Origin of the sequence: Bacillus sp. XT-2 (assembly GCF_025696525.1) — a bacterium.
Taxonomy (GTDB): Bacteria; Bacillota; Bacilli; order Bacillales; family Bacillaceae; genus Bacillus; species Bacillus halotolerans.
The window spans coordinates 160522-174554 of the sequence record NZ_JAHVOC010000008.1; the positions used below are offsets into that span (position 1 = coordinate 160522).

Genomic DNA, 14033 nt, shown 5'->3' on the forward strand with positions numbered 1-14033 from the left:
GATGGTACTGTAGCATCAAATTTTCTGAAAGGTTTTTTTTGGGAGTTAGAGAATCATTTGGGCCTTTTGGATTATTTGAAGAAGGCGGAGCGGATTGAGAAAATAAACCTATTTGTTTAACAAAATATGTAATTTTTAAGAGGTGAGAGGTAAACCATTGGACTCATTTTGTAAAATTAAAACATATTTGTTTGACTGTGCCGAAAAACTGTTTTTATAATAATTACGTTCTAAAAATAAGTGAATTAGCCCATATTTAGGCTGATGGCACAGGAGGTAATGAGGAATATGGCAGGATTAATTCGTGTCACACCCGAAGAGCTAAGAGCGATGGCGAAGCAATATGGCGTTGAAAGCCAAGAAGTATTAAATCAGGTTGATCGTTTAAACCGAATGATCTCTGATTTAAAAAGCATGTGGGAAGGTGCTTCTAGCGAAGCGTTCGCAGATCAATACGAGCAGCTCAAACCTTCATTTATCAAAATGTCAGATTTGCTTCAAGATGTAAACCAGCAGCTTGATCAAACAGCAAATACTCTTGAGTCTACTGACCAAGACATCGCAAATCAAATCCGCGGATAACAGTATGAAAGGGAAGGAGCGCCTGATTCACCAGAAGACGGCGCTCTTTCTATGTAAGGGTGAATGAACATGTATATTGATATTACGATAGATTTGAAACATTATAACGGAAGTGTCTTTGATCTCAGATTGTCAGATTACCACCCGGTGAAAAAAGTCATTGACATCGCTTGGCAGGCCCAAAGCGTTTCCATACCTCCGCGCGAAGGGCACTGGATCAGAGTGGTCAATAAGGATACGGTGTTTTCCGGAGAATGCAAGCTATCTGATTGCGGCATTACAAGCGGAGACCGGCTTGAAATATTATGAAAGGATCTGGTTGAATGTCAGGTGAACAAACATCATATTTAGAAAACCAATTAGAAGCTGCTTCTCAGAAAACGGAAGACGGCTATACATTTACCTTTCAACGGGAAAAAATAAAGCTTCTGGACGGTCTCGAAGCGAACGTGATCAAGGATGTAAATCCATCTTTTCATAAAGAGATCGATGTGACGGAAGACGAAGTGATCATCACAATCCAACCTCCTCCCTCCTATAAAGAATTTCGCTTGATAAAAGCTAAAGATAAAAAAAGCAAATGGCAGTTTGCCTATCAGCTTGTTCAGTCTGTACAGCAGCACAAGTTATCAAGGCTGCATTTGATTGTGGCCCCGGAAAACATTGTATTCGATAAAGGGCTGACCCCATATTTTCTTCATTACGGCGTAAAAGAAAGCATTCCGCCTTACGAGCATGATGAGGAAAGAGTCTGGCAGGAGCTGAAAGCCGCAGCGGCTTTGGCAGTCGACGGCGCTTTTGCATTTGAGGACTATTTGAAATTCAATGAAACGCTGACATTCTCTCCGGAGGCAAAAGCGATATTGGACGCGAAGTCCTATGATGAACTGCTCGAGCTGATTCAGACACATATCGATGAGCTCGAAGCCAAAGCAAAAACATACATACATATCCCGAAAAAGAAATGGAACATTCAAAGATATATCGGCCTGGGACTCATTGTGTTGCTTGTGCCGGCTCTGATTTATTCGATGTATGCCTTATTTTTCGCGCAGCCGAAGCATCAGGCGATTGTGGAAAGCAACCGCGCTTTCTTGAACAAGCAGTACAGCGGGGTCATCAACACGCTGGCTAAATATGATGCGGAAAGCCTGCCTGAATCAGTGCAGTATCAGCTTGCAATGTCTTATGTTGAGGTTGAAAAATTAGGCGACACTCAAAAGAAACAAATTGAAAATAATCTGGTCACGCTGCAATCAGATCCACAGCACTTTCTTTATTGGATAGACATAGGGAGAGGCGAGAATAAAGAAGCCATTAGTATCGGAAGAAAGCTGGAGTATAACCCGTATATAGGGCTGGGCCTGATCCGATATAAGGCTGAGATATTAGCAGATGACAGTATGAAAGATGATGAAAAGCAAAAAGAATTGGATACGGTACAAAGCGAGATCGACCAAATTACCAAACAAATGAAAGAACAAAAAGAAGAAGCGATAACAGACACGGCAGAAACTGATACAGCCAGCCAAGCCGCTGAAGAACAATCAGATAAAGAAAAGCAGCAAGCTGAAGAGAAAGCGGCAGAAGAAAAGGCCGCAGCCGAGGAAAAAGCGAAAAAAGAAGAACAAGAGAAAAAAGAGAAAGAAAAGAAAGATGAGAAAAAAGATGACAAATAAAGTGAAACATGAAGTTCAGGTCATCGCACGCCGTATTTCGGCCGTTAGGGGGTTCGCCATTTGAGTCTATTATGGGTTTTCTATCAGCAAAACGTCCAAAAACTAAAACTGTCTGATCTCCCGGCGTCCCAGCCGGTGACCATAGGGCCTGATGTGAAGGATTCCATTACGATCGGCACCATTCCGTTTGAGAACGGAGTAATTTCTCTTCAAAGGAAGGAACCCAGCGGACAGTACGATGTTTTCCTGGGAAATGATTGCCTGGGCAGTCTTGAAACTGATACATCATTTTCTCTTCAAACGGATCAGCAGGATATACGTCTGTTTTTAATTGCCGGCAAACCTGAAAAATCCGTTTATTTTACAGGAAACAGAGACGAAATGACATGTTCCTCAGAAAAGACAGATGCAGATATCTATCTGAACCCGAATGATTTTGCTTTTGCGGAGCAAAGCACATTTTCATTACTGCATATCGGCGAGAAATGGTCGATTATCCCAAAAAGCGGAAATGTGTTCTTGAACGGAGAGAAGGTAATAGGTGCTGCACCGCTCAAGCCGGGGGATGAAATATTCTGGAACTTTACGCAAATGAGAGTAACTGAACAAGACCTCTTAGAAATCGTTCATTACACACCGCTTGAAACAGTGTTAACCAAAACGGTCAAACCAAGCACAGAAATGCAGAAGAAATATCCCCAGTACAGAAGAACGCCGCGGATGGTGTACGATTTGCCAGATGACCGTGTGTCCTTCAGTTTTCCCTCTCAGGAGAGCGATCAAACCAATAGAGGGCTGTGGCTCGTCATTCTGCCTCCGCTTGTGATGCTGATCGTGATGGGGGTTGTCGCGATCATCCAGCCGCGAGGCATATTTATACTCGTATCACTGGCAATGTTTATGATGACCCTTATTACCTCGACCGTTCAATATTTCCGGGATAAAAACCAGCGGAAAAAACGCGAGGAAAAGCGGGAGCGCGTGTATAAGCTTTACTTAGATAATAAGAGAAAAGAGCTTCAGGCGCTTGCTGAAAAGCAAAAGCAGGTTCTTGACTTTCATTTTCCTTCTTTTGAACAAATGAAATACTTAACAAGTGAAATCAGTGACCGAATTTGGGAAAAATCGCTCGAAAGCAAGGATTATCTCCAGGTTCGGCTCGGGACCGGAACAGTTCCTGCAAGCTATGAAATCAATATGAGCGGCGGAGACTTGGCGAACCGTGATATTGATGACCTTATGGAGAAATCGCAGCACATGCAGCGTGTCTATAAGGACATTCGCAATGCGCCGGTTACGGTCGATTTGGCGGAGGGGCCGATGGGTCTTGTCGGGAAATCGCAGATTGTTAAGAATGAGATTCACCAGCTGATCGGCCAGCTTTCGTTTTTCAACAGCTATCACGATTTGCGCTTCGTCTTTATTTTTCATGAAGAGGAGTATAAAGACTGGGAGTGGATGAAGTGGCTTCCGCAATTTCAAATGCCCCATATTTATGCGAAAGGCTTTATTTATAATGAACAAACGCGTGACCAGCTCCTGTCCTCACTTTATGAATTGATCAGAGAGCGCGATCTCGAAGATGACAAAGAAAAACTGCAGTTTAAACCGCATTTTGTATTTGTCATTACGAATCAGCAGCTGATTTCAGAGCACGTCATTCTTGAATATTTAGAAGGGCAGCATGAGCAGCTGGGCATCTCTACAATTGTCGCCGCGGAAACAAAGGAAAGTTTATCAGAAAACATTACGACCCTTGTCCGCTATATCAACGAAAATGAAGGCGACATTTTAATACAAAAGAAAAAAGCAGTAAGAATTCCGTTCCGGCTCGATCATCATCAGCGCGAGGACAACGAACGGTTTTCACGCACGCTTCGCACGCTGAATCACCAGGTGGGCATTACGAACTCCATTCCGGAAATGGTCTCGTTCTTGGAGCTTTTCCATGCGAAGGAAGTAAAAGAAATCGGAATCCAGCAAAGGTGGCTGACGAGTGAATCGTCGAAGTCGCTGTCGGTGCCGATCGGCTATAAAGGGAAGGATGACATTGTGCATTTGAACCTTCACGAAAAAGCCCACGGTCCGCACGGTTTGCTTGCGGGGACGACAGGTTCGGGGAAAAGTGAATTTCTCCAGACCTACATCTTGTCACTTGCGGTGCATTTTCACCCGCATGAAGCGGCTTTCTTATTAATTGACTATAAAGGCGGAGGAATGGCGCAGCCGTTCCGCAATATTCCCCACCTGCTTGGCACGATCACCAATATTGAAGGCAGTCAAAACTTCAGTATGCGTGCGCTCGCTTCGATTAAAAGCGAGCTGAAAAAAAGGCAACGTCTGTTTGATCAATATCAAGTCAATCACATCAATGACTATACAAAGCTGTACAAGCAGGGGAAAGCAGAAGTAGCAATGCCGCACTTATTCTTAATTTCTGATGAGTTTGCAGAGCTGAAAAGCGAAGAGCCTGATTTTATCAGAGAGCTTGTCAGTGCTGCACGTATCGGCCGAAGCCTTGGCGTACATTTGATTTTGGCGACACAGAAGCCGGGCGGTATCATCGACGACCAAATCTGGAGTAACTCGCGCTTTAAAGTAGCGCTTAAAGTTCAGGATGCCACCGATAGTAAAGAGATTTTGAAAAACAGCGATGCCGCGAACATCACGGTTACCGGACGCGGTTATTTGCAGGTCGGAAACAATGAAGTGTACGAGCTGTTCCAATCCGCCTGGAGCGGGGCCCCTTACTTAGAGGAAGTTTACGGAACAGAGGATGAAATCGCGATTGTCACGGATACCGGCCTGATACCGCTTTCTGAGGTCGACACGGAAGAAATGGCGAAAAAAGAGGTTCAGTCAGAAATCGAAGCAGTGGTTGACGAAATCGAACGCATTCAAGAGGAAATGGGAATCGAGAAGCTGCCGAGCCCTTGGCTGCCGCCGCTTGCGGAACGTATCCCGCGCACCCTTTTCCCATCAGAAGAAAAGGACCATTTCCACTTTGCTTATGTTGATGAACCTGATCTGCAAAGACAGGCGCCGATTGCTTATAAAATGATGGAAGACGGAAATATCGGCATTTTCGGCTCCTCAGGCTATGGGAAATCGATTGCAGCGGCAACATTCCTGATGAGTTTTGCAGACGTCTACACGCCTGAAGAGCTTCATGTCTATATCTTTGATTTCGGGAACGGAACGCTCCTGCCATTAGCGAAGCTGCCGCACACGGCGGATTACTTCCTGATGGATCAGTCGAGAAAAATTGAAAAGTTCATGATCCGGATCAAAGAGGAAATCGACCGCCGAAAACGTCTGTTCCGTGAAAAAGAAATCAGCCATATCAAAATGTACAATGCGCTGAGCGAAGAAGAGCTTCCATTCATTTTCATCACAATCGACAACTTTGATATCGTCAAGGATGAGATGCATGAGCTTGAATCGGAATTTGTCCAGCTTTCCAGAGACGGACAAAGCTTGGGGATTTACTTTATGCTGACGGCAACGCGCGTAAATGCCGTCCGCCAGTCGCTCTTGAACAACCTGAAAACAAAGGTTGTCCATTATCTGATGGATCAATCTGAGGGATATTCCATTTACGGACGGCCGAAGTTCAGCCTTGAGCCGATCCCGGGGCGCGTGATCATTCAAAAAGAAGAGCTTTATTTCGCCCAAATGTTCCTGCCTGTTGAAGCAGAGGATGATATCGGCATGTTCAACGAGCTGAAAGCAGAAGTGCAGGTTCTTCAGGATCGCTATGCTTCACTTCAGCAGCCGGCTCCGATTCCGATGCTGCCGGAAAGCCTGTCGACGAGAGAGTTTTCTCTCCGCTTCAAGCTGGAACGCAAGCCTTTATCTGTCCCGATCGGGCTTCATGAAGAAACCGTCAGCCCGGTGTACTTTGACTTGGCTAAGCACAAGCATTGCCTGATATTAGGGCAGACACAGCGAGGAAAAACAAACGTCTTAAAAGTGATGCTTGAGCATCTGCTTGATGATGAAACGGAAATGATCGGTTTGTTTGACTCGATCGACCGCGGTTTATCCAAATATGCAAAAGAAACAGATGTCGCATACATGGAAACAAAAGATGATATTGAGCAGTGGATTGAAACAGCAGAAGACATTTTTAAAACAAGAGAAGCAATGTATGTAGAAGCCGTTCGCCAGGGAGACGCACAAAGCCTGCGATTCTCTCAAGTGGTTCTGATGATTGACGGAATTACGAGATTCCAGCAGACGATCGATACGAGAATTCAAGACCGCTTGGCGAACTTTATGAAATCTTACGCGCATCTTGGCTTCAGCTTTATTCCGGCAGGCAATCACAGTGAGTTCTCCAAAGGCTATGATTCCCTGACGACTGAGATGAAGCAAATCAGACACGCTATCCTGCTGATGAAAAAATCTGAACAAAATGTCATTCCTCTTCCGTACCAAAGACAGGAGCCGGAGATTCAGCCGGGCTTCGGATATGTTGTGGAAAACGGGAAGGAGCAAAAAGTTCAAATTCCTTTATGTTCTGCTGAAAGGGAGAGTGCTAGATGACAGAACAACGAAAAAACTTAATCAAGTTAATATCCGCCGTCATCATTATTTTGCTGCTGCCGGTTTTGTTTTTCCGGTTCATCGGGGAAGATCCGGCGAAAAAAGCAGCCAATTCCACGCGGCAAATCGCAGTGGTGAATGAAGACACAGGCGTATTGAGTGATGAGGTGAAAGCGGACGATGAAGATGATCAATCCGCCCAGTTCGGTAAGGAAGTAGCTGCCGTTCTGGGGGAACGTCCTGATTATTCTTGGACGGTCGTGAACCGAAGTGCAGCGGAAACAGGCCTGAAATCGAAAAAATACGATGCGATCGTCTACATTCCCTCAGATTTCTCAAAAAATATTTTGAGCTACGACAAAGAGCGTCCTCAAAAAGCCACGCTTGAGTTCAGCATTCAAGATAACCTGAATGCGGTCAACAAAGAAAAAGTGCAGCGTGAGCTTGAAGATGCCCAAAAAACAATGAACAAAAAAATGTCGGCCTTATATTGGAACTTTGTCTCACAAAAAGTGGACAATATCAGAGGAGAGTTTGACAAAATCGTCAATAAAGAATCTGAATTCCAAAATGTCATGTACAATTTCTACAAACCAAGCTCTAACGATTTAGCAGGTGAAATCAAACGCCAGAAAGACCTAATCGATGAGCTGAAGAAATCAATGAATGAAGCCCAAGGCACGACAAAAGAAAAAGCTTCGACAGCGGAGGAAGCAAAAAACACCCTGAAAGACTTCGTTGATACTGTGGAACGATACAAAGAATATCAAGAAAATCAAAAGAAGCTGCTATTGGCAGCCCAGGATTCAACTCAGCAGCAAATCCAGACAGGATTGGATGCCATTTCAGCACAGCAAAAGGCCAATCAGTTCAGCGAGCAGATGAGCGGACTGACAACTGGGATCAGCCAAGTGAAAACACAGCTTGGACAAACCAGCACAGTTCTGGCAGCCGCCCAGCAAATCAGGGAAGGCCAAGTGCCTCAGCAGGAACTTGGTATGGCGAAGATACAAAGCGATTTAATTAATCAATACCAGGCCGCATCAAGACAGACAGCATTAAACCAGGTTTATAAACTTTTAATTGAAACACGTGAATATCTCACTGATGAGCCACCCCCAGATAATTCATCTGATGGGGATAACCAAGATAATCAAGACAACTCAAACGATAAAGACCCAAAAGAAGACCCTGAAGAACTGAAAATTGATCTGGAAAAACAGCGTGAAGAATTAAAAACCATCGCTGCTGACATTCAGGATATTTCAAACAATCTGAAGGAGCCTGAAAAAGAGGACGCGAAGCCAGAGGATCCGGGAACAGACAAACCATCGACTGAAAACCCAAACAATCCCGATGACGGAAGTAACACAAATCCTGATGATACAAAGGGAGACACCGGGACTGACGGACAAACGGACGGCAATAATCAGGATCAAGACCAGCAGCAGGGAACAGACGGTCAGGAGCAGAACGGAAATGCCTCCAATGGTGAGTCAGACAGCGGACAAACCGAAACGGGCACATCTGCCGAACAGACTGCTTCATCTGACTCAGCCCTTCAATTTATCCAGCTGGCAAACGAAGACGAAGACACGACTCAGCCTGGAAATGAAGATCAACCAGGAAACGACGACATTTCTGATATCGCAAAAGCGAAAGAACAGCTCAGCAAAGCGTCAGAACGAATTAAGCAAATCGAAGAAGAGCTCAAAGAAAAAGAAACTGCTTATAATGAAGAGCTGAAAAAGAAATTAGAAGAACTAGAAGAGCAAATGGATGGTCTTAATGATGAAATTGAAGACCTGAAAGGCAAAGTGAAAGAGCTAGAAGGTAAACTTGAAAATCTTGAAGCGAAACGGAAGCGAGAACTTGAAGGTATTTATAGAGATATGTATAATGCCATTCGAGAACTTGAAAATAAAGATCAGCTCACATTTACAAATGCAATCTATATAAATAAAGAAAATATAGATACAGCAATGAGATACTATAAATTTCTATCAGTATATGATTCAGTATTATCCGGAACCATAGATAGCACTGCAAAAACTGATGCGATTAACGGCCAGCAGGGCAACGTCAAATCAGTCCTAGCCATCAAACCGGAAGAATCAGCAAGCTGGGAAGATCTCAAAAACAACACGATGCAAACCGATGAAGACATCGACAATTTCATCAATGGCATGACCGAGTTTGCAGACAACTACGGCAGCTATATCCGTGATTCTCAAGCCGGTGTTCTCGATGAACTGACGAAAATCTCTGAGAGTGCGTCTAAAGCGTCAGAACAGCTTGTAACCGGCGCGGCGCAGGAATCTGCAACGTTCAATAATGATGGCCTGTCAGGCACAATGGCACTGAGCGTGCAAGATACGGTCGGCCAGGAAGTGCTGCAAATGTCAGACATGATGGGTTCATTATCGGAACGCCAGTCAGGCATTATTGATTACACAACCAACATGCAGCAAAGCGTAAATGATGTACAGACGAAAGCTGACACATTAAACAACAACTGGGGTAAAAATGTTGCTTCCACGAAGCTTGTACGCAGTGACGTATACGGCATTCTGGGCAATACATTAGTAGATGGCCAAAACAACGGCTATGTATATGATTATTTGGCAAATCCGCTTAAAATCAGCGGTCAGGTTCCGGAAGAAAAAATTCAGACGGTGCCGCCGGTTGTCATCCTGGTTATTATTTTGATCAGCAGTCTGTTAATCGGATATTTCAGCTCGTATTATCAAAATGCGCCGCTGCTCGTCAAAGGAGCGCTTTTCGGAATTCTGAATATCCTTGTCGGCTTGATGATCAGCTTGTTCGGTTTGAATATTTATTCACTGCCGGACGATCAGACGATTAAGTGGTCTGTGTTTACGATTTTATTGCTGGTCGCAAGCTCTGCCTTTATCCGGGCGGCATTCCGGTTCGGGTCAATTCCTGGATGGGTTGCTTCAGCGGCAATGATTTTATTCTATGTTGCGCCGCTTATTGATTTAATTATGCCAAACTTCACATTTGAAGATCCGGTGTCGAAGGTATATATCGACATCCAGTACGGAACAGGGCATTTGTTTACAATGGGAATATCGGTTCTGCTGATCATTACGTTGATTGCAGCGGCTCTGCCGCTTGTCATTCGCTTGATAGCAGAAAAAACAGCGGAAAGCGATGAAACGTATGAAGCGTAATCGCAGCTTGGAAAAGGGGATCATGATGTGTATGCTCTCCTTTTCCCTTTTCATACCCTCTGCCGCTGCTGCCGAAACCGAAGAAAATACGGATGTCGCGCCAAACCAATATGAAAAGAAAGATATTGAAATCGATACGAATTATTTGCATGAAGATTCTTCCTATGAGGAGAAAACAGAACTGCCTGAGGAGCAAAAGGATATTACCTTTGATAAGCCGAAGGATCGGGACGCCGAGCTGATAAAGGATTTGTTTACATCAACAGATGCCGAGGGCTCCAACACCATCGCGGCTCAATCTAAACAGCTTGGGATTACATTTGCCGAGAAACCGATCACAAAAGCGTCATCAACGGAAATGAAAGAAAAAGGTTCATCTTCACTCCTGCTTCCGATCATCTATATCGTGCTGATTCTGCTCGGGATCGCAGGCATTGTTTTTCTCATACCAAAGGTTATCGTGCAGGAAAATAAAAAGGCGTAAGCGCCCGCGCTTGTTTTGCATAAAAGCGGTTCGTACAATAAGAACGGAAGGAGGAGGTTTCCAATGGAACTTTATATCATCACCGGAGCGTCAAAAGGACTGGGGAAAGCCATTGCATTACAGGCTCTGGAAAAAGGCCATGAAGTCCATGCTCTGTCCAGAACAACAACAGATGTTTCTCATGAGAAACTGACACAGCACCAGATCGACCTGATCAATCTCACAGAGGCTGAGCAGCAATTCAAAACATTGCTTTCATCCATCAATCCGGCTGATTATTCAGCCATCACACTGATCAATAATGCCGGAATGGTGACGCCGATCAAACGCGCCGGAGAAGCGTCTCTTGAAGAGCTGCAGCACCATTATCAGCTTAATCTGACAGCGCCCGTGCTCTTGAGCCAGCTGTTTACAAAACAGTTTGCTGCTTTCAGCGGAAGAAAAACAATCGTAAATATTACCTCTGGCGCGGCCAAAAACCCATACAAGGGGTGGAGCGCGTATTGCAGCTCAAAAGCCGGACTTGATATGTTTACGAGAACGTTCGGATTTGAACAGGAGGATGAAGAACTGCCGGTGAACATGATTTCTTTCTCACCGGGTGTCATGGACACTGACATGCAGGCCGTCATCCGTTCATCATCGAAAAAGGATTTCCACGATATCGAGCGGTTTCGGAAATTGAATGAAACAGGAAGCCTTCGCAGTCCGGCCTTTATTGCCGGCACGCTGCTTTCTTTATTAGAGACAGGCGCGGAAAACGGGCGCATATATGATATTAAAGAGTTTTTGTAGAGCAGAGTGAATCTGCTCTTTTTTTATATAAAAAGGCGATAACTTAAGCATGCCGGAGTCCGGCTGCATATACTGACTGAAACTCTGCTTTTAGGGTATAACAAACATGAAAAGTAAACAAAAATGATATGACATAAGAATTGAGTTTCTCTGCAAATTATGTTAGGATTCTAAAAATATCTAAAGGAGGGGTTTCCATGAGAAAGGTTACATTAATGGATGTCTTCGCCCATCCAATTGCACAAAAATATTTACAGCGTTCCGGCGTGGCTCATGCGATTGCCTGCGCCTATCATGCATACAGGCTGTCTGTAAAGGCTGATATCAGCCCTGATTTAGCCGCAAAAGCGGCATTGCTGCATGACATCGGACATTATGAATGGTATACAGACGGAAAATGGGATTATGAGAAATACAGAAGGAATGACATCCATGCCATTAAAGGGGCGGAACGGGCGCATAAGCTCTTGATTCGTCTTGGTGAAGAACCGAAAGCGGCAAAAGAGATTGCTCTTGCCATATTGCTTCATACCGATTCCTATCTGCCTGAAGGTGAACTCGATAAAAATACGCTGCAGCAGATTGTCAAAAAAGCGGACGAACTTGATGAAGAACCTGGCGGCCACCATCATTACCGACAAATTGACGAAGCAACCGCACTGAAAAAAATAGAAAAACTGGACCGATTAATCGACCAAGCCCAGTCTTCTATAAAAAAGCCTGTATAGGTCCCGCCTGTATTCGGAACAGCGTCCGCTTTCTTCGCTGTCTCCGTTTCATCACCATTTCCTTACACCCGCGTGAATCACACTCCCCAATCGTCTCCGCATCCCCTGGTGTTATCCTGTAAGCCTGTGTCATTATCCTTAACCGTGGCATAAGCTGAGATAAAACATATAAAGGGGATTGAAGTATGGCCAACCAAGGTAGTCCGCAACTGGTCTCATTAGTCGATCCTTATGTCTATCAGACCATCAAAAAGCTCATCGGCTCAAAATTCATTATCCAGACAGTACGAGATACGGTCAGAGGCAGACTGATTGATGTAAAACCGGACCATATCATCATTGAAGCAGCCCGAAATTCTGTTTTTTTTATCAGTATCCAGCACATGGTTTCCGTCACGCCAGATTACAGTGAACGGGTGTAACAGTGCTTGCGCTTGAAAAATAGGCGTACACAGGGACGTCCTATTTTTCAGTTAAGCGCTATAAAAACGCTCCGTCATAAATTGTGCCGCCAAGATCAAAGCCGGAGCGGTCATCTGAAATAAAGCGTAAACAACAACCGAAGTGATACCCGCCCGCATCCTTTACATATAAACGGGGCTTCCCGGCAAACGGAGCACAGCGCCGCTGCCTCTCAGTCATTCTATCGTTTTGATTCACATCAAGCAGGATAAAATCTAAACGTTAAGCTAGTCCACAAGTACATAAATCAGTGCGGCGTCCCTGCCGTATGTCACAGCCTGCATAATCAACAGCCCATTCACTGATTAAGAGTTCTGATATCAGTTCATTTTTGTTACAATGATGGGGTGCAAGTTCTTTTATCTGATAGACAAAGAAAAACTAGGAGGAACAAGCTTGTTGAAATCAAAAGTCCATTTTTGGACATTGCAAATTTTATTTGTTTTGCTGATTATTTTCGTAGCAACAAAAGTTTCATTTGTGTTTCAGCCGTTTATCGTGTTTATCTCGACATTGTTTTTCCCGATGCTGATTGCCGGAATTCTGTATTTTATTTTTAATCCGGTCGTCCGACTGCTTGAGAAAAAAATGCCGCGGACATTATCGATTCTGCTCATCTATTTAGCATTTATCGGCTTGCTAGCCTTTGTTTCTGCGGCAGTCGGGCCTGTCATTACATCGCAGGTGACCGGGCTGTTTAACAATCTTCCTGAATATATAAAACAGATTCAGGCATTGACAAAGGATTTATCTCACTCTCAGTGGTTTACCTGGATGATGACACAGGATTATGTATCCATATCAAAAATTGAGCAGTCTCTGACAAGCTTTCTCCAAAACCTGCCGCAAAATATTACATCCAGTTTATCGGCGGTGTTTGGTGTCGTGACAAATATCACACTTGTCATTATCACTGTTCCGTTTATCCTCTTTTATATGCTGAAGGATGGACACCGCTTTCCGCACCTGGCAGTCAAAATTCTTCCGGCTTCTTACCGGACAGAAGGTCTAAAGATCTTTAAGGATTTATCCGACACACTCGCTGCGTATTTTCAGGGACAGCTGTTAATCTGTCTTTTTGTAGGGACAGCGTGCTTTATCGGATACTTGATTACCGGGCTGCCATATGCGCTGATTCTTGGAATTGTCATGGCCATTACAAATATCATTCCTTATGTCGGGCCTTTTCTCGGCGCTGCGCCGGCTGTTATTATCGGCTTTATGGATTCACCAGCCAAAGCGCTTTTTGCGATCATTGTGGTTGTGATCGTTCAGCAGCTCGACGGAAATCTGCTTTCTCCGCTCGTTATCGGAAAACGTTTGAATACGCACCCGCTTACCATCATTTTGCTGTTGATTGGAGCAGGAAGCTTCGGCGGCATTCTCGGCATGATTTTAGCTGTGCCGGTGTATGCGGTAGTCAAGGCATTTTTCTTGAATATCGTGCGGCTGATCAAGCTGCGCCAGCGGTCACGCCTTGAAGAAAACGAACGTCCCGCTGAATAGGCGGGCACCATTGGCTCCTTTCCGCATATGATGCTGTAAATCAGTGCGGAGGTGG

Annotated in this window: 10 protein-coding genes; all 10 read left to right on the plus strand. The window is 44.5% G+C overall.

Going from position 1 to position 14033, the window contains the following annotated elements:
• The first annotated feature begins 288 nt into the window (after nucleotides 1-288).
• A complete protein-coding gene (locus tag KXD37_RS19235; protein ID WP_003220661.1) occupies nucleotides 289-582 on the plus strand; it encodes a WXG100 family type VII secretion target in 294 nt (97 codons plus the stop codon).
• A 69-nt stretch (nucleotides 583-651) separates the two neighbouring features.
• Entirely contained in the window at nucleotides 652-891 is a 240-nt protein-coding gene (gene yukD, locus KXD37_RS19240) for an ESX secretion system protein YukD (protein WP_010331710.1), read from the plus strand.
• 14 nt (nucleotides 892-905) lie between these two features.
• Nucleotides 906-2261, plus strand: a complete 1356-nt coding sequence (essB, locus tag KXD37_RS19245) for a type VII secretion protein EssB (protein WP_101860017.1) — start codon at nucleotides 906-908, stop codon at nucleotides 2259-2261.
• 60 nt (nucleotides 2262-2321) lie between these two features.
• Entirely contained in the window at nucleotides 2322-6809 is a 4488-nt protein-coding gene (gene essC, locus KXD37_RS19250; protein WP_106019484.1) for a type VII secretion protein EssC, read from the plus strand.
• A complete protein-coding gene (gene esaA / locus KXD37_RS19255) occupies nucleotides 6806-10003 on the plus strand; it encodes a type VII secretion protein EsaA (protein WP_106022006.1) in 3198 nt (1065 codons plus the stop codon). The genes essC and esaA overlap by 4 nt, the downstream gene beginning before the upstream one ends.
• Nucleotides 10004-10034: 31 nt before the next feature.
• Nucleotides 10035-10487: a type VII secretion protein EssA gene (gene essA, locus KXD37_RS19260; protein WP_082687825.1), complete on the plus strand. Its 453-nt coding sequence runs from the start codon at nucleotides 10035-10037 to the stop codon at nucleotides 10485-10487.
• A gap of 63 nt (nucleotides 10488-10550) precedes the next feature.
• A complete protein-coding gene (locus KXD37_RS19265; protein WP_106019482.1) occupies nucleotides 10551-11282 on the plus strand; it encodes a (S)-benzoin forming benzil reductase in 732 nt (243 codons plus the stop codon).
• A gap of 197 nt (nucleotides 11283-11479) precedes the next feature.
• Complete coding sequence (locus KXD37_RS19270) at nucleotides 11480-12010, plus strand: HD domain-containing protein (protein ID WP_024122693.1); 531 nt, start codon at nucleotides 11480-11482, stop codon at nucleotides 12008-12010.
• Between the two features lie 185 nt (nucleotides 12011-12195).
• Nucleotides 12196-12432 (plus strand): YuzF family protein, encoded by a 237-nt coding sequence (locus KXD37_RS19275; RefSeq protein WP_024122692.1) that lies wholly within the window; start codon nucleotides 12196-12198, stop codon nucleotides 12430-12432.
• A gap of 436 nt (nucleotides 12433-12868) precedes the next feature.
• Nucleotides 12869-13978 carry an AI-2E family transporter gene (locus KXD37_RS19280; RefSeq protein WP_059292639.1) on the plus strand — a complete coding sequence of 370 codons (1110 nt, stop codon included), beginning with the start codon at nucleotides 12869-12871 and terminating at the stop codon, nucleotides 13976-13978.
• Nucleotides 13979-14033: the final 55 nt, after the last annotated feature.

Coding starts and splice junctions, on each gene's coding strand:
- KXD37_RS19235 (WP_003220661.1), top strand. CDS start 289: ATGGCAGGATTAATTCGTGTCACACCCGAAGAGCTAAGAGCGATGGCG.
- yukD (WP_010331710.1), top strand. CDS start 652: ATGTATATTGATATTACGATAGATTTGAAACATTATAACGGAAGTGTC.
- essB (WP_101860017.1), top strand. CDS start 906: ATGTCAGGTGAACAAACATCATATTTAGAAAACCAATTAGAAGCTGCT.
- esaA (WP_106022006.1), top strand. CDS start 6,806: ATGACAGAACAACGAAAAAACTTAATCAAGTTAATATCCGCCGTCATC.
- essA (WP_082687825.1), top strand. CDS start 10,035: ATGCTCTCCTTTTCCCTTTTCATACCCTCTGCCGCTGCTGCCGAAACC.
- KXD37_RS19265 (WP_106019482.1), top strand. CDS start 10,551: ATGGAACTTTATATCATCACCGGAGCGTCAAAAGGACTGGGGAAAGCC.
- KXD37_RS19270 (WP_024122693.1), top strand. CDS start 11,480: ATGAGAAAGGTTACATTAATGGATGTCTTCGCCCATCCAATTGCACAA.
- KXD37_RS19275 (WP_024122692.1), top strand. CDS start 12,196: ATGGCCAACCAAGGTAGTCCGCAACTGGTCTCATTAGTCGATCCTTAT.